At 66.0% G+C, this 16,692-nt stretch carries 14 protein-coding genes and 1 pseudogene; 8 read left to right on the top strand and 7 right to left on the bottom strand.

All coding sequences use genetic code 11. From position 1 onward, the window contains the following. Positions 1 to 61: 61 nt before the first annotated feature. From M3M54_RS08080 to M3M54_RS08065, 4 genes and pseudogenes are all read right to left on the bottom strand, one after another. Positions 62 to 514, bottom strand: a complete 453-nt coding sequence (locus M3M54_RS08080; RefSeq protein WP_256465828.1) for a transposase — start codon at positions 512 to 514, stop codon at positions 62 to 64. Continuing rightward, a complete protein-coding gene (locus M3M54_RS08075) occupies positions 511 to 1,746 on the bottom strand; it encodes an ISL3 family transposase (protein ID WP_249021645.1) in 1,236 nt (411 codons plus the stop codon). The genes M3M54_RS08080 and M3M54_RS08075 overlap by 4 nt, the downstream gene beginning before the upstream one ends. Before the next feature lie 116 nt (positions 1,747 to 1,862). Beyond that, positions 1,863 to 2,402, bottom strand: a pseudogene (locus M3M54_RS08070) (IS630 family transposase); the annotation flags it as partial. 197 nt (positions 2,403 to 2,599) lie between these two features. Then, a complete protein-coding gene (locus tag M3M54_RS08065; protein WP_249021644.1) occupies positions 2,600 to 2,785 on the bottom strand; it encodes a Flp family type IVb pilin in 186 nt (61 codons plus the stop codon). Between the two features lie 237 nt (positions 2,786 to 3,022). Here M3M54_RS08065 and M3M54_RS08060 point away from each other — a divergent pair, with 237 nt between their 5' ends. The 4 genes from M3M54_RS08060 to radA all read left to right on the top strand — a co-directional run bounded on the left by M3M54_RS08060 (position 3,023) and on the right by radA (position 10,060). Next, entirely contained in the window at positions 3,023 to 4,591 is a 1,569-nt protein-coding gene (locus M3M54_RS08060; protein ID WP_249021643.1) for a hypothetical protein, read from the top strand. 3 nt (positions 4,592 to 4,594) lie between these two features. Further along, positions 4,595 to 5,731 carry a glycosyltransferase family 87 protein gene (locus M3M54_RS08055; protein WP_249021642.1) on the top strand — a complete coding sequence of 379 codons (1,137 nt, stop codon included), beginning with the start codon at positions 4,595 to 4,597 and terminating at the stop codon, positions 5,729 to 5,731. Between the two features lie 217 nt (positions 5,732 to 5,948). Beyond that, the gene (locus M3M54_RS08050; protein ID WP_249021641.1) at positions 5,949 to 8,537 is read left to right on the top strand and encodes an ATP-dependent Clp protease ATP-binding subunit; all 2,589 of its coding nucleotides are present in this window, start codon (positions 5,949 to 5,951) and stop codon (positions 8,535 to 8,537) included. A gap of 125 nt (positions 8,538 to 8,662) precedes the next feature. Beyond that, complete coding sequence (radA, locus tag M3M54_RS08045; protein WP_249021640.1) at positions 8,663 to 10,060, top strand: DNA repair protein RadA; 1,398 nt, start codon at positions 8,663 to 8,665, stop codon at positions 10,058 to 10,060. Here the strand turns inward: radA and murF are convergent. The 3 genes from murF to M3M54_RS08030 form a co-directional block, all read right to left on the bottom strand. Beyond that, a complete protein-coding gene (gene murF / locus M3M54_RS08040; protein WP_249021639.1) occupies positions 10,040 to 11,374 on the bottom strand; it encodes a UDP-N-acetylmuramoyl-tripeptide--D-alanyl-D-alanine ligase in 1,335 nt (444 codons plus the stop codon). The genes radA and murF overlap by 21 nt on opposite strands. Before the next feature lie 62 nt (positions 11,375 to 11,436). Further along, positions 11,437 to 12,480 carry a D-alanine--(R)-lactate ligase gene (gene vanA, locus M3M54_RS08035; protein ID WP_249021638.1) on the bottom strand — a complete coding sequence of 348 codons (1,044 nt, stop codon included), beginning with the start codon at positions 12,478 to 12,480 and terminating at the stop codon, positions 11,437 to 11,439. After that, the gene (locus M3M54_RS08030) at positions 12,473 to 13,438 is read right to left on the bottom strand and encodes an NAD(P)-dependent oxidoreductase (protein WP_249021759.1); all 966 of its coding nucleotides are present in this window, start codon (positions 13,436 to 13,438) and stop codon (positions 12,473 to 12,475) included. The genes vanA and M3M54_RS08030 overlap by 8 nt, the downstream gene beginning before the upstream one ends. A 277-nt stretch (positions 13,439 to 13,715) precedes the next feature. Between M3M54_RS08030 and disA the strand changes: the two genes are divergently transcribed. From disA to ispF, 4 genes are read left to right on the top strand one after another with little or no spacing between them, the layout of a single operon-like run. Then, a complete protein-coding gene (gene disA / locus M3M54_RS08025) occupies positions 13,716 to 14,831 on the top strand; it encodes a DNA integrity scanning diadenylate cyclase DisA (protein WP_249021637.1) in 1,116 nt (371 codons plus the stop codon). Between the two features lie 9 nt (positions 14,832 to 14,840). Next, positions 14,841 to 15,482 carry a CarD family transcriptional regulator gene (locus M3M54_RS08020; protein WP_249021636.1) on the top strand — a complete coding sequence of 214 codons (642 nt, stop codon included), beginning with the start codon at positions 14,841 to 14,843 and terminating at the stop codon, positions 15,480 to 15,482. 13 nt (positions 15,483 to 15,495) lie between these two features. After that, complete coding sequence (gene ispD, locus M3M54_RS08015) at positions 15,496 to 16,185, top strand: 2-C-methyl-D-erythritol 4-phosphate cytidylyltransferase (protein WP_249021635.1); 690 nt, start codon at positions 15,496 to 15,498, stop codon at positions 16,183 to 16,185. Then, positions 16,182 to 16,682: a 2-C-methyl-D-erythritol 2,4-cyclodiphosphate synthase gene (gene ispF / locus M3M54_RS08010; RefSeq protein WP_249021634.1), complete on the top strand. Its 501-nt coding sequence runs from the start codon at positions 16,182 to 16,184 to the stop codon at positions 16,680 to 16,682. Before ispD ends, ispF begins: the two co-directional genes overlap by 4 nt. The last annotated feature ends 10 nt before the right edge of the window (positions 16,683 to 16,692 follow it).

The following is a 16,692-nucleotide window of genomic DNA, read 5'->3' as shown; positions in this document are numbered from 1 at the left end:
AACTGTGTAAGCGTGGTTTCTTCAGGTTAACAGTTACTCTGGTCGTGTCAATGGGTGGTGGTCAGCTTGCGTCCGGGATCCGGTCACCGAAGTGGATCTTGAGCGCTAGCAGCGCGGCTGTCCAGTTCCGGCAGCGGGTCCATTGCGGGACGGCGTTCTGGAGGCAGAGGTAGACGAGCTTGCGGGCTGAGTCCTCGTTGGGGAAGCTGCCCTTCGTTTTGATGGCTTTGCGTAGCTGCCGGTTGAGCGCCTCGATCGCGTTGGTGGTGTAGATGATCCGGCGGACCTCGGCGGGGAAGGCGAGGAACGGTGTGATGTGCTCCCAGGCGGCGGTCCACTGCCGGGTGATGATCGGGAAGCGCGCTCCCCACTTCTCATCGAAGGCCTCCAGTGCGGCCCATGCCTGCTCGGCGTTGATCGCGGTGTAGATCGGTTTGAGGTCGCGGGCGACTTGCTCACGGTCGCGTCTGGGCATGTATTTGAGGGTCTCCTGCTGTTTCCGTGGGTTTGTCACCGGCCTGGTAGGGGTGGGCACAGGCCTCCGTGTTTGAGCATCGCGAGTGCGATCAGCGCCTCAGCTGAGTGGAACCCGAACGCGCGTCTTGTGATCAGCCGCAGCTGTCCGTTGAGCTGTTCGACCCGGGCGTTTGACAGTCCGTGTTTGATTGCGGCGATGATCCCGGAACGCTGCGCGGTGATCGTGCGTGCGAGCTTCACGAACGCTGGCAGTCTTGAGCGCCGTGCCCAGTCAAGCCAGCTGTCAAGCAGCTTCTCGGCTTTGCGGGCAGACAGCTGGTAGATCTGGCGCAGCTGCTCTTTGAGCAGGTAGGCGCGGTACAGCGGCCCGTTGGTTTTCTGGATCTCTGAGAGCTTGGCGCGCTGGTTGTCGGTGAGGTGCTGCGGGTTCTTCCAGACGCAGAACCTCGCGCCTTTGAGGTCCTTGGCAAGCTGCGTGTTGCCGTCCTTGCGGGCCTGGCGCCACACCTCGCGACGAACCTCGTCAAGCGCGTCGGTTGCCAGCCCGATCACGTGGAACGGGTCCACGCACCGCTCCGCGTCAGGGACCGCTTCAGCGACCGCGGAGCTGATCCATGAGGCCATGTCGCAGGACACAAGTTCGATCTGTTTGCAGCGCTCTTGGCCGAGCGCGTCAAAGAACTCAAGCACCGTCTGGCGGTCACGGCCCGGGGCGGCCCACACCAGCCGGCCGCTGTGATGATCAACCACGACCGTGAGGTACTTCTGGCCCTTGCGGTAGCTGATCTCATCAATCCCGATCCTGCGCAGACCGTCCAGCAGATCAACCTGGCGGCGTGCCTCAGAAGCGACCCGCTCAAGGATCTGCCCGACCGAGCGCCACGCCACCCGCTGAAGCTCAGCCACCGCGGTCTTTGATGTGTTGCACGCAAGCCACGCGACCTGATCCTCAAACGAGCGCGTAAACCGGCTGTCATGCCGCGCCCACGGGACCGCCGCGACCACCACCCCATGCCGGCGACAGCTCACCCTGGGGGCGTCAGCCTCCAAGAGGCAAAACGTCGCGCCCAAATCCAGTGCGCGCCAGCGACGGCGACCCTCCCCCCCGTCATAGCGCCCACATCGCCGACGGCACCTCCCGCAACGATCCCGCTCCCGCCAGCACGGCCTGACAGCGACGATCACCTCGCCCTCGACCCCCACAGTCACATCCTCAACCACCGCTCCTTGCAAACCAAGCAGCCTGGCCCATACCCTGATACCGCGCACGTCCCAGTTCGCCTCCTAGAAACTCCAGCTGTCAAGAAGCCGGAAACCTTAGAAGCGACGGGGCGTGCGCGCCCCTCTCAGCCGCTCACCCCACCCACGGAAACGTCAGTAGCGCCGGATTTTTCATCCATCGCCAAGACGATCGCGTTCTCCGGCGGGTTCAAATACAGGCCGACGACATCGACGAGCTTCTCCGCAAAATGCTTGTCGTTTGAGAGCTTGAACGTCTTGACGCGATGGGGCTTCAGGCCCCGTGCCGCCCAGACCCTTTGCACCGTCGCCGGGGAGACGCCTTGCGCGCGGGCCATCGAGCGGCAGCTCCAGTGCGTCTCACCCTCAGGCGTCTCATGCAACGTCGCATCAACGATCGCCTGAACCTTCTCTGGCGGGATCGACGGTCTGCGACCCCTGCCCGGACGGATCACCCCGATGCCCTTCAAACCATCGGCGGCGAACCGCTCACGCCAGTTACTCACGCTCGTCGCAGACACACCCAGCTCCGCGCCGATCCGTGTGTTGGCGACCCCGTCAGCAGCCAGCAACAGGGCCTTGGCGCGTTGCACATCCCGGCGCTTGGCGGTCTGTGAACGCGAGAGCTTCTCAAGTACTTCTCGCTGGCCCTGGGCCAGCGGCAAAGCAGCAGTAGCAGAGCGCATAGCTCATCCTACCACAAACCACAGCTATTTGCGAGACACTACACTAGGTCTGAGGGCTGTCGGCTGCTGGCACTGGCCGCTTTGAGATGTCTTTCAGATGGCTGGCGGCCACCCTTTAGAAGGTGGCCGCCAACGCTCACGAATGGCCGCCAACGCTCACTGATCACGCCGGGTGAGTGGGTGGCCGGACCTGCTCGTTAGGGCAGGCTGCTGCTGATCGTGTTCAGCACGCTGGTCACCTTGCCGCCTAGCAAGGTGAGTGCGGCGATTGCGACGATAGCGATGAGCGCCAGGATCAGGGCGTACTCGGTGAGCCCCTGGCCCTCCTCATCGTCCAGCAGGTGGGCTAGCGCAAGCTTCATGTTGATGAAGAGCTTCAGCATATGTATGTGTCACCTCCCCCCATGAGTTCCGGTGGTCAGTTATTCGGGCGTGACGCACGCGTCACATACAGAGGCAATGGTTTGCCCCGCGGCACCGTGGTCGGTATCCGTGACCACTCATCGGTGAGCTTATGGCCGAACTTGAGTGCCTGCACGCGCCGACGACGACTATGGACGAATGTACGAGGCTGCAATGAATCTTGCAAGCCTTGAGCATGTGGCTGACGATGAACTCCCATGCCCGCCAATTCGCTGCGCGACCGCACCGCGGCGCGGCCGCTGCCGACGCCGGACGTCGTGAAAGCTGACGAGTCGGCTGTCGCGCTCCCTGCGCTCGGCTGGCTCAAGGCCAGGGCTATGTTCGTGATCGCGGTCTGCGCGATCGTCGTCGCCGGCCTGGTAGGGATTCCGAAACACCTCGCGCAGGACGGCTGGCTGGCCCTCATCGCCGGGCGGCTGATCGCGGCCCACGGGATCCCGACGCACGACTATTTCACCGTTATGGCCCACGGGGTGCGCTGGGTTGACCAGCAATGGCTGGCGCAGCTTGCGATGTACGAGTTGGTCCACCTCGGCGGCCTGCAGCTCATGACCGTGCTATACGTGCTCGCGACCAGCGCGGCGTTCGCGGGCGCCGTAGCCGCGGGCCGTGCGCTCGGCGGCGAGGACCTGGATGTGCTTGCGGTGACGCTTCCCGGAGCCTTCTTCTATCTGGTCACAGCGGTGTCGATCCGCACGCAGGGGTTCGCCTACCCGCTGTTCGTGACGACGCTCTGGCTGCTCGCCTCGGATCTGCGCGCGGCGCAGCGCGGTCGCCGTGTGTATTGGGTGCTGCCACTGCTCGTGCTCTGGGCGAACCTGCACGGGTCCGCTACGATGGGAGCAGGGCTCGCCGGGCTCTACGGGTTGATCGTGCTGCTGCGGAGCGTGCGCAGCCGCGGGCTTAGCGGCCTGCGCGACGGACGGGCGCTGCTGTTCATCGTCGGCTCGCCGCTGAGCCTGCTCGCGACCCCTTACGGAGCGGGCATGATCCACTACTACCGCGTCACCCTGACAAACCCGGAGTTCGGCCGGCTCGTGACCGAGTGGAAGCCAATCATGTCGGTCCCGCTGTTGGCGATCCCGTTCTTTGTGCTGGGGGCGCTGATCGCTGTCGGCGTTCTGCTGCTGGCGCTCGGGGCGCGGTCTGGCCGGGCCGCGTGGCCGCCGCTTTACGACACGGCCGTGCTGGCCGTGCTGGCTCTGGGCGCCGTGATCGCGGTGCGCAACGTGACCTGGTTTGGGCTGGCGTTGATCATCCTGTTGCCACCACTCGTCACCGCACTGCGGCGCGACCGAGCGGCACCACTGCGTCGCTCGCGTGTGAACCTACTGATAGCGCTAGGAACGATGGCAGTTGCGGCACTGATGACCGGGAGTGTGCTGGCACGGCCCGCAAGCTGGTTTGACAGCACCTACCCCCGCGATGCGATCCCAACCCTAAGCCGGCTGATCGCACGTGACCCGCGCGCGACCATCTTCGCCGACGTGCGCTATGCCGATTGGCTGATCTGGGAACGGCCGGCGCTGTTCTCCGGGCGGGTCGCCTACGACACGAGCTTCGAGCTGCTCACGCGCAACCAGCTGGAGGCGATCGCGCACCTTGCGGCGCGCAACACGAACGCGCGAGCGCTCCTGGCGCACTATTCGATCTGGATGCTTTATCCCGCGAACCACGTTACCGACCGCGAGCTGTTGCGCCGGGCGGGGGTGCACGTGGTCAGTCGCAGCCGTAGGGTGATCATCGCCACCCACGGACTCGGCTGAGCGATGGCTGCGGCGCCGATCGGACCTCTGTCGGTCTCTCCCACCGACCGCACGTCGCTGGCGCGGCTCGCGGAGCTGGCCTTGTTCGGCTTCGTGCCGCTGGTTTTCTGTCTGGCCTGGGCAGTCGTGCTGTTCAGGGCGCGCACGGCGGTCGTTGACTTCCAGTCCGCGTACTACCCGGCCGCAGTCAGGCTGCTCGCCGGTCACAACCCCTACGCGGCCACGCAGGGGCAGGTGGTCGACGGCGGCGCGTTCGTCAATCCGGCGCTGACGGCGCTCGCCTTCCTCCCGCTGGGGCTCGTATCAGGAGGGCTCGCCCAGTTGATCTGGACGCTTGCCTGCATCGCCTGCGTGCCGGCGATCCTGTGGGTCCTCGACGTACGTGACTGGCGGCTGTACGGTCTGGCGTTGCTGTGGTCGCCGGTGTTTGACGGCTGGCAGACCGGCAACGTGACGCTGCCGCTCGTGCTTGCTGTGGCGCTCGTCTGGCGTCACCGCGACCGTCCCCTCGTGGCTGGGCTGATCACGGCGGCGGCGATCAGCATCAAACCCTTCGTCTGGCCGCTCGCGCTGTGGCTGCTGGCCACGCGACGCTTCAGGGCCACCGGCTGGGTGCTCGTCTGGGGCGTTGCGCTTAACCTGGTGGCCTGGCTAACCGTCGGCGTCGGGCAGCTCGGTGCCTATCTGCGGCTCTCCGCGCGGGTGACGGCAGCGCTTTGGCGCGGGGGCTACGCGGTCCTTGCGGTCGCCGGCCAGCTTGGCCTGGGCCGCGGTGCGGGCGAGGTGCTGCTCGTGGCGGTAGCTGCTGCATTGGGCGTTGCCGTCTTCGTCGTGGGCTGGAGGCACGGGCACGAGCGCGACGCGCTGGTGCTGGCCGTGTTGCTGATGCTCGTGGCCTCGCCGCTTGTCTGGAATCATTACTTCTCGCTGCTGCTGGTCCCGCTGGCGCTGACGCGTCCGCGGCTGAGCCTGGTCTGGGTCGTCGGACTGCTGATGTGGCCGTTGCCGCCAAGAATCCCGATCCACACCTGGGAGCAGGCGATCGCCTGGGGAGCCACCGCGGTGGTTGTTGTAACCGCCCTGCGAACCGGTGCGCGTGCGGGCGATCATCCCAGCCCGGCGCTCGCGGCCAGCGCATGAGGGTGCCCGGTCGGTTGCGACCGCACGGCTGGTAGACTTGCCTATGGCCGCAGTCAGACCCACGCAACCGCGAATCAGCCCTGGAGCGCTCTTTCTGGACCGAAATGGTTGCTGGTTATCGGCCTCCCAGCCGACTACTAGTATGAGTAGCGAGCAGGTAGTCAAGGACAACGAATCGACCGACCCGCCATTGTCCAGCGACGGAAAGATTTAAGAAATGTTCGAGCGATTTACAGAACGCGCACGTCAAGTTGTCGTCCTCGCGCAGGAGGAGGCGCGGACTCTCAAGCACAACTACATCGGGACCGAGCACATCCTGCTCGGCCTGCTCCGAGAGGAGGAGGGTCTCGCTGCACGGGTGCTCGAGTCGCTGGACATCACCGTCGAGCGTGTGCGGGCACAGGTCGTGCGAATCGTCGGTTCCGGTGAAGAGGTCACCTCCGGCCAGATACCGTTCACGCCGCGCGCCAAGAAGGTTCTTGAGCTGGCGCTGCGCGAGGCGCTGAGTCTGGGTCATAACTACATTGGCACCGAACACATCCTGCTCGGCCTCGTCCGTGAGAATGAGGGCGTCGCGGCGCGGATCCTGCTCGACTTCGACGCTGACTCGGAGAAGATCCGCAACGAGGTGATCCGCATGCTCTCCGGTCCGGGAGGGCGGCGTGGCACCGGTGCGACGCCGGCGGCGGGCGTGGGTGCGGCTTCGGCCGACCCCAAGAAGTCGTCCAAGCTGCTCGATCAGTTCGGCCGTAACCTCACCAAGCTTGCCGCTGACGGCAAGCTCGACCCGGTCGTCGGCCGCGAGACCGAGATCGAACGGATCATGCAGATCCTGAGCCGTCGCACAAAGAACAACCCGGTGCTGGTCGGCGAGCCGGGTGTCGGCAAGACGGCAGTGGTCGAGGGACTCGCGCAGCGGATAACCAATGCAGACGTCCCCGAGCTGCTGAAGGGCAAGCAGATCTACACGCTTGACCTGGCCGCGCTGGTGGCCGGTTCCAAGTACCGCGGTGAGTTCGAGGAGCGCCTCAAGAAGGTGATGAAGGAGATCACCCAGCGGGGCGACATCATTCTGTTCATCGACGAGCTACACAATCTGGTCGGTGCTGGTGCGGCCGAGGGCGCGATCGACGCCGCTTCGATTCTCAAGCCCGCGCTGGCTCGTGGTGAGCTGCAGACGATCGGCGCCACGACGCTTGAGGAGTTCCGCAAGTACCTCGAGCGCGACTCGGCGCTGGAGCGCCGTTTCCAGAAGATCGTGGTGGATCAGCCGTCCAAGGACGAGACCGTCCAGATCCTCAAGGGTCTGCGTGACCGCTACGAACAGCACCACAAGGTCAACATCACCGACGAGGCGCTTGCCGCCGCCGCCGATCTGGCTGACCGCTACATCTCCGATCGCTTCCTGCCCGACAAGGCGATCGACCTGATCGACGAGGCAGCCTCGCGCATGCGCATCAAGTCGATGACCTCGCCCCCGGTCTACCGTGAGCTCGAGGATGAGATCGAGGAGACGCGCCGCGCCAAGGAGGCGGCGATCGAGGCGCAGGAGTTTGAGAAGGCAGCCAACCTGCGTGATCAGGAGCGGCGTCTGACGCAGAAGAAGCGTGAGCTGGCGGAGCAGTGGGAAGCCGGCGAGGCGACCGAGCGCCCGTCCATCGGCGAGGAGGAGATCGCCGACATCGTCTCGATGTGGACCGGGATCCCAGTCTTCAAGCTGACCGAGGCCGAGACCGCGAAGCTGATGCGCATGGAGGAGGAGCTGCACAAGCGCGTCATCGGCCAGCATGCGGCGGTGGAGGTCATCTCAAAGGCGATCAGGCGTTCTCGCGCTGGCCTCAAAGATCCCAAACGGCCGACCGGCTCGTTCATCTTCCTGGGCCCATCCGGGGTCGGCAAGACCGAGCTGGCACGGACACTGGCCGAGTTCCTGTTCGGTGACGAGGAGACGATGATCCGCATCGACATGTCCGAGTACATGGAGAAGCACGCGGTCAGCCGCTTGGTCGGTTCGCCCCCCGGTTACATCGGCTACGACGAGGGCGGCCAGCTGACCGAGGCGGTGCGCCGCAAGCCCTACAGCGTGCTGCTGCTCGATGAGATCGAGAAGGCGCACCCGGATGTGTTCAACATCCTGCTGCAGATCCTCGACGATGGTCGGCTCACCGACGCCCAGGGTCGCACGGTCGACTTCCGTCACACGATCGTGATCATGACCTCGAACATCGGCGCAGCTGAGATCGCCCGCAACTTCCAGATCGGCTTCTCGACGATCGAGGACGAGACCGGCGTCAGCTACGACGAGATGAAGAGCCGGATCATGGGCGAGCTCAAGCGCGTCTTCCGCCCGGAGTTCATCAACCGGATCGACGATGTGATCGTCTTCCACAAGCTGGCCAAGAGCGAGATCAAGGAGATCGTCGACCTGCTCCTGCGGCGTATCCGTGAATCGATGGCCGAACGCGAGTTGCAGCTCGAGCTCTCCGAGGACGCCAAGGACCTGCTGGTCGAGAAGGGCTGGGATCCGGCCATGGGCGCAAGGCCGCTCAAGCGAGCGATCCAGCGCTACATCGAGGACCCGCTGGCTGACTTCGTGCTCCGCTCCCAGGTTCCGGAGGGATCGACCGTGGTGGTCGATCGCGAAGAGGGTGGCGACCGTGAGGGCGCTGAGAGCGCTGAGGTCAAGCTATCGGTGCTCGAACCGGCTCCCCAGCCTACCCCGGTTGGTGTTGGCGCCGAGGGTGGTTCCGACGAAGCCGACGTGGACGAAGCCACGCAGTCGGCTCAGTCCACCGACGAGAGCTAGAGGCATCGACGAAGCGTCAACGCCCCAGACCTGAGGACCGTTGCGCCGAACGGTCCTCAGGTTTGAGGGCCTGTTGGTCGGTCTCCTGCGGCTCCGTCGGGCTGCGGGCGTAGCCTAACGTCGATATGCCGGCGCCCAGAACTGTCCACGTCTGCACCGTCTGTGGTCACGAGTCACCACGCTGGGCGGGCAGGTGTCCGGGGTGCGGCGAGTGGAACACACTGGTCGAGGAGACGCGCGTCAGGGACGGCGCTCCCGGGCGCGGCGCCGGCCAGCGGGCCGGCGCCGGCGGTGTGGTGGCGGCTGTCGTGCCGGTGGCGCTCGCCAGCGTTGCGGTTGCACCGGAGCCACGGCTGAGCACCGGCATCGGCGAGCTTGACAACGTGCTCGGCGGCGGCTTGGTGCCAGGCTCACTGGTGCTGCTGGGCGGGTCTCCCGGTGTGGGCAAGTCGACGCTGACGACCATGGCGCTCGCCAACCTGGCGGCCGCCGGCCACCGGACGCTGTACATCTCGGCCGAGGAGTCCGCGTCGCAGATCAGGTTACGGGCGCAGCGGCTGAGCGGCGGCGACCCGCTGGCGATACCCGTGGTCGCGGAAACGGATCTGGCTACGGTACTGGCGACCCTCGAGCAGGAGCGGCCCGAGGTGTGTGTGGTCGACTCGGTGCAGACGCTGCACAGTGGCGGGCTCACGAGCGCCTCAGGATCTGTGGCGCAGGTCCGCGAGGTCGCCAGCGAGATCATGCGTGTGGCCAAAACGGCCGCTATCGCCGTCCTGCTGGTCGGCCACGTGACCAAGGACGGTGCGCTGGCGGGGCCACGGGTGCTCGAGCATCTGGTCGACTGCGTCCTGCAGTTCGAGGGCGAGCGTGAGCGCACCTACCGTACCGTGCGAGCCGTCAAGAATCGCTTTGGCTCAACCAACCAGGCGGGTGTGTTCGAGATGCGCGACGATGGCCTGGTCGAGGTGCTCGACGCCTCTGCACGGTTTGTGGCGGAGGCGACACGTGCGCCGGGCAGCGTCGTGCTGTGCGCGATGGAGGGGGTGCGACCGCTGTTGGTGGAGGTCCAGGCGCTCGTACATGCCTCTGAGCTCGAACAGCCGCGCCGGGTCGCGGCTGGTATCGACCGTAACCGTCTCGCGCTGGTCCTTGCGGTGCTCGGCCGGCACGCCGGGATCGGCCTCGGTCATGCTGACGTGTTCGTCAACGTCGTCGGTGGGATCCGCGTCGACGAGCCGGGCGCCGACCTGGCTATCGCGCTCGCCGTCGCGAGCGCGGCGCGAGGCCGGTCGCTTCAGTCTTCCAGTGGCGGACCGCTCGCCTGCTTCGGGGAGCTCGGTCTCACCGGCGAGCTGCGCAGCGTGGCACACGCCGACCGGCGCCTTGACGAGGCGTCCAAGTTCAGGCTTGGGGATGTGGTCGAGCCCGCGCGCCATCGCACGCTCCGCGCTGCGGTGGCCTCCAGCCTGGCGCGGTCGGATGCGCGGGCGAGTAACGAGCTAGGCGTCAACGCCGCCTGACTGAGGTTGTTCCTCGCGCGCGTAGGCCGCCATCACATCCTCGAGGCGTGCGACCCGGCTGCCCTTGATCAGACAGGCGTCGCCGCTGCTGAGCTCGCGCATGAGCGCGACGGCATCGTCAGTGCCGTCCACGCGCGCGTCGCCGTAGAGCGAGGTCTGGTAGCCAACCACCTCTATCCCGAGCTCCCGCGCCAGCCTGGCGATGCGACGATGTTCAGGCTCTCCGTGCACACCGAGCTCGGCCATCAGGCCCAGCAACGCCAGCCGACGCCTGGCCGGCAGCGCCGCCAGGGCGCGGACCGCCGCCTCCGCAGAGGCGGGCACGGAGTTGAAGCAATCGACGATCAGTGACGGACCATCTTGCTGATGCTGGACCTCCATGCGCCAGGGGGATCCTCGGTTGGCACCCAGTGCCTCGGCGACCGCCTCGATCGGCACGCCACACCAGAGGGCCGCGGCCGCAGCCGCCAGGGCGTTGTGAATCTGGTGTGCCCCATGCAGTGCCAGCTGGATATCTGCCCGTCCCCAGGGCGAGGCCAGACGAAAGCGCGCACGCAGTTCTCGGTCGAGCGTCACATTCTCGGCGCGCACGTCAGCGGGCGCGGTCACCGCGTAGCCGAGCACCGGACAGGCGCCGAGCGCAGCCATGGCGCGCACACGCGGGTCGTCCTGGTTCAGGACGGCGACGCCAGAGGCGGGCAGTGCAGAGACGAGTTCGCCCTTGGCGCGTGCCACGCCGTTCAGGTCGCCCAGGAATTCGACGTGCGCCATCTGCACACTTGTGAGCACTCCGACCTCGGGTCGCGCGACGCTGCACAGTCGTGTGATGTCGCCGCTGTGCCGCACGCCCATCTCGAGCACCACCCAGCCCGTGCCCTCGCGTGCGCCCATGAGCGTCAGCGGCAGGCCGAGCTCGTTGTTGAACGAGCGGTCGCTGGCGGTGGCGGTGAACGTCGTGGCCAGACAGCCGGCCAGCAGATCTTTGGTCGTCGTCTTACCGACAGATCCGGTGATCCCGATCGCTGCTGCGACTCGCTCTCGCGCGAGCGCGCCGAGCGCGAGCAACGCCGCCGCCGTGTCCGGCACCCGGATCGCGGTCGCGCCGAGCGGGTCCTGCGATGTCAGATAGGCCGGCGCCCCAGTCTCGAGTGCAGCCGGGATGAATGTGTGTCCGTCACGGTTCGCGACGATGGGCACATACAGCTGACCTGCGCGCAGTGTCCGCGAGTCAATGCTCGCACCCTCCACGGCAACGTCCGGTCCCGTGATCTCGGCTCCCAGGTGGGTCGCCAGCTCGGAGGCAAGGAAGCGCACGGGCTACTCCTGGCCCGCATCGCTGGCCGACTTGCGTCTGGCGACCGTGGCGCCGGCGCCGCTCATCCGCTGCTGCCCGCCAACGCCAGCGCCACCAGGCGGTCTAGCACCTCACCGAGGGGCAGGCCGGCGGCGGCCATCATCCGCGGGTAGCGGCTGTAGGAGGTGAGGCCCGGCAGCGTGTTGACCTCGTTGAGGATGACCTTCTCGTCCGCTGTCAGAAACATATCGACGCGTGCCAGCCCCGAGCAGCCGAGCGCGCTGTAGACGGCTCTGGCCGTTTCCTGCACGAGCGCGCGCGCCTCTTCTGAGATGTCAGCCGGGACGATGAACGTGGCGTTGTCCGAGCCGTAGGTCTCGGGTCGGTGCTCCTGGTGGATGCGGAAGAACCCGTGCGACAGCGAGATGCGGTCGACCTCTCCGGCCAGCAGATCCGGGCCGCTTCCGAGGATCGCGCACCCGACCTCGCTGCCGCTTACCGCCTCCTCGATCAGCACCTTGCTGTCGTACTCGCTTGCTGCCTGGATTGCCACAGGGAGCTCCTCGCTTGTGGCTACCTTGCTCACCCCGAATGAGGATCCCGAACGTGCCGGCTTGACAAACACCGGATAGTTGAACTGCTCGGGATCTAAGGGTGTGTCGGGCTGGATCGTCCAAAAGCGCGGAGTGGCGATTCCGGCCGCCTTGACTACGGTGTAGGTCAGCGTCTTGTCCATGCACAGCGCGGAGCTCTGTACGTCACAGCCGACGTAGGGGATGCCGGAGAGCTCGAGCAACCCCTGCATGGCGCCGTCCTCGCCAAGCCTGCCGTGCAGCACCGGGAGCACCACATCCAGCCGGACGGTTCTGTAGCGCTCGCCGTCAAGCACGAGCAGACCGTGCATGCTCGGGTCAACGGCAGGGAGCGCGGGCCTTTGGCTCCCGTGATCCCATCCATCCGCGGGTCCGTCACAGAGTCTCCAGGCGCCGCCCTGGGTGATCCCAATCCAGAATGGCTCGTACTTTGCTGGGTCCAAGTGTTGGGCCACTTCGCGCGCCGACTTGACTGAGATCGGGTGCTCTTCGCCAGCCCCTCCGAAGATGACGCCGAGCCTCAACCTAGGCACGACGCAGCTCGCGTTCGAAGTTCAGGCAGTTGCGCATGCTGTTGACTACGGTGTCGAGCAGCGCATGGTCGGTGTGGTAGGCGGTGTGTGGGCTGACCAGTACGTTGGGCAGCGCGTGTAACCGCAGCCAGAGCGCGTCTTCGATCGGCTGATCCCGCCGGTCGGCGTAGAAGATCCCCTGCTCGCCCTCGACCACATCGAGTGCGGCGCCGCCCAGCCGGCCACTCTCCAACGCTGGTACCAGTGCCTCGTTATCGATCAACCCGCCGCGGGCTGTGTTGACGATCAGTGCCCCGGGCTTCATCAGCTCGATCGTGCGTCGGTTGAGCAGATGGCGCGTGGTGTTGGTGAGCGGAGTGTGGAGCGTGACGATGTCGCTGCATGCGAGCAACGCATCCAGCGGCACGTGGCTCAGGTCGGCTGTGGGCACGCTGTCGTGGGCGAGCGTGCGGCAGCCAAAGCCGCTCAGCCGTCGCAGAACGGCGCGGCCGATCCGGCCTGTGCCGACCACTCCCACCGTCATGTCACGCAGCTCGCGTCCACGTGCGGGGCTCAGCCGGTAATCGTGGACCGTTGCACGAGTGACCACCGATCTGGCGTGGCGCAGCGCCATCAGCATCAGCATAAGCGTGTAGTCGGCCACGCTGTCGGGCGAGTAGGGCACGGTTTCGACGCGGATGCCCAGACGCGTCGCGCAGCGCATGTCGACGTGATTGGTGCCGACGCTCCTGGTCGACAGATACATAACACCCGCCTGGCGCAGGGCGACCAGGGTGCGCTCGCCCACGGGAGTCTTGTGGCCGATGCTCGCGCAGCGCTTGCCCAGGGCAAGCGCGGCTGTGCGCTCGGTCAGGGAGGCAGCGGTGACGGCCACTTGGACGCCGAACCTCGGTGCCATCTGCCGGAAGAGCGCGGCCTCGTCCTGCTCGCACCCATAAACGATGAGCTCCGCCTCCAGGGTTGCCGGCCGGCCCCAGCCGGCAGACGTTGGCTGTAGCTCGTTGTGCGCCGCTGCGGATTGGGCGAGGCTGCCGATCAACCGACGCCCAGCCTTCCGGGCCTGCGGCGGCCTGTGTTGCCGTGGCGGTATGTCGATCTCGGGACGGTGAGCATCAGTACTCCCTACAGTCTGTGCCCCCGCTCATGCAGCTTAGATAGCTGCCCGCGCCGCAGCGCCGGCAACCTTCGCGGCCTCCGGTTTCATGATTACCGCACCAGTCCGTAAAATCCTCCTCATGGCCTCACGTTCCGGGGAAGAGCCCAGAGAGGGGCTCGATTCGCGACAGGAGTCCCGGATGGTGCGGGCGCTTGAAATGGTCGCGCCCGGAACAGCTTTGCGGGAGGGGCTGGATAACATCCTGCACGCACAGACGGGGGGGCTGATCGTGGTTGGGGACGCCGAGGATCTCGCCTTCCTGTTCTCTGGCGGGGTCAAGCTGGATCTTGACTACACACCCGCGTTGCTTTACGAGCTGGCGAAGATGGACGGCGCGATCGTGCTCAGCTCAAACGCAACCAAGATCGCACATGCGAACATCCAGCTGACACCGGACCCAACCATCCATACGCTCGAGACCGGCACGCGCCACCGCACGGCCGAGCGCGTCTCAAAGCAGACCGACGCGATTGTTGTCGCGATCTCCGAGCGCCGCAAGGTCGTGTCCCTGTTCGTGGACGGCGTCAAGTACATCCTTGCGGACATCCCGGTGGTGCTGGCCAAAGCCAACCAGGGGTTGGCGACGCTCGACAAGTACCGCAGCCGCCTCGACCAGGTCTCCACCCGTCTGACCGCGCTCGAGTTTGAGGGCGGCGCCACGCTCCACGATGTGCTGACCGTGCTGCAACGCGCGGAGCTGGTGATGCGCATGGCTGTGGAGATCGAGCGCTACATCGTCGAGCTTGGCACCGAGGGCCGGTTGATCGAGATGCAGCTTGACGAGACGATGGTCGGCGTGGGCGCCGAGAAGGCGGCGCTGGTGCATGACTACCTGTTGGATGACGACGAGGAGACCTTCACGCTCGCATTCGACCAATTGGCGCATCTGCCGCATCAGGATCTGCTCGACTTTGGCAGGCTGGCGGAGTTGCTCGGCTACGACCGTAAGCTCAACACCCTGGACTACGCCATATCGCCACGCGGAATAAGAATTCTCGGGCGCATCCCAAGGCTGCCCAAGCTGGTGGTGAGGCGTATCGTCGAATCCTTCGGTGGACTCGAAGAGCTTCTGGCCGCCACCGATGGTGACCTGGAGACCGTGGATGGTGTGGGCGAGATTCGGGCCAAGGACATTCGCGAGGGACTTCGCCGGTTGCAGGAGATCAACCTCGTCGACCGCTATCTGCAGACGTGACGACGCTCTGTGGCACGAACTGATAGCGCTGCACGAGCCAAGGAGGACACCATTACCGACACGGTTCACGATGGGCTGGGCGAATCCGACTACGAGACGGTAGAGATCGAGTCGCTGACGCAGATCGAGTTTGCGGTTGGCGACTGCGTCGTCTACCCGCACCACGGTGCGGGTACCGTCATCAAGAAGGAGCTCAAGCAGATCCTGGGGGAGGAGCGGGAGTACCTCACGATCCGCATCCTGCACAACGAGATGACGGTGATGGTGCCGACCGCTAACGCGCACCTGGCCGGCCTGCGGCGGGTCGTCAGCGAGGAGACACTGGCACGGGTACTGGAGATCCTGACCGAACCTGGCTCCGCGATGCCAGGCACCTGGAGCCGGCGAGTCAAGCACAATCGCGACAAGATCAAAACCGGCGATGTCTGTGAGCTTGCCGAGGTGGTCCGCAACCTGGCGATCAGGGAGCATCAGAAGGGACTTTCAACGGGCGAGAAGCAGATGTACATGCGTGCCCGGCAGGTGCTCGCGTCGGAGCTCATGTACGCGCTTGACATGGACGAGGTCCAGGTCGAGGCCCACCTTGCGGACGTCATTCTGACCGGCGTCGCAAACGCCGCAACGGACGTCGCTGTGCCCGACGACGAGTGATTGGGGCCGTTCGGTGAGCGGTGAGGCTCGCGCGCTCGCGCTGGTGGTGGGCGCTGGACGCGGCGAGCGGCTCGGATATGGCGGGCCGAAGGCGCTGGTCCAGCTCGCTGGCCGTCCCATGCTGGAGTGGAGTGTGGTTGCGCTGCAGCAGGTCTCGTGCGTGGATGAGATCGTGGTCGCTCTACCCGCGGACAGGCTCGATGCGGCGCCTGAGGGCGTGCTTGCCGTGGCCGGCGGCAGCACCCGCTCAGAGTCGGTGCGGGCAGCGCTGGCGGCTGCGAGGTCTGATGCCGAGGTTGTGGTCGTGCACGATGCGGCGCGGCCGCTGGCAACGCCCGAACTGTTTGCGCTGGCGGTTAGCGAGCTCGCCCGCACAGGCTCCGACGCGATCGTCGCGGCGGTGGCTGTCGGCGACACGATCAAGCAGGTCAGCGGCTCCGGTCGAGCGGTCGAGCGCACGCTTGACCGCTCGTTGTTGTGGGCCGCACAGACGCCCCAGGTGTTCCGACGCCGGACGCTGGACGTGGCCCTGCAGGCTCCGGTTGAGCTGATCACAGCCGCAACCGATGACGCTTGGCTGGTTGAGCGGCTCGGCGGCACAGTCGTGGTGCTGCCGGTGCATGCAGAGAACTTCAAGGTCACCACGGCACTCGATCTGCGCCTGGCAGAGCTACTGCTCAGTGAGCGTGGAGTGGCGCAGTGAGCGTGGCGACCGGTATGGGGTATGACTGCCATCGTCTCGTCGCGGGACGGCCACTGGTGATTGGGGGTGTTCGGATCCCGCACTCGACCGGACTGCTCGGCCACTCCGACGCGGATGTGCTTACGCACGCGATCATCGATGCGCTGCTAGGCGCGGCGGCGCTTGGCGACATTGGGGAGCACTTTCCCGACACCGACGAGCGCTTCCGGGATGCTGATTCGATCGCGCTGCTGGTCGCGACGGTCAGCCTGTTGACCGAGCGCGGCTGCACGATCGAGCACGTCGACGCGACCGTCGTGATCGAGCAGCCGAAACTGGCTCCGTTCAAGGCCGCGATCCATGAACGCCTGCGCGGAGCGCTCAACGTGGGTGCGCACCAGCTCAACGTGAAGGCGACGCGAGGCGAGGGCATGGGCTTCATCGGCAGACTCGAAGGTGCCGCCGCACTGGCGATCGCGACCGTGTCCCGGCCGGACAGTCAAACTTCCAGCGTCTAACTTCTGGCCT

Source organism: Conexibacter sp. S30A1 (assembly GCF_023330665.1).
In the GTDB taxonomy this organism is placed as follows: Bacteria; Actinomycetota; Thermoleophilia; order Solirubrobacterales; family Solirubrobacteraceae; genus Palsa-465.
Note: the sequence above shows the minus strand (reverse complement) of the source record. Positions and strands in the feature narration are given on the sequence as shown.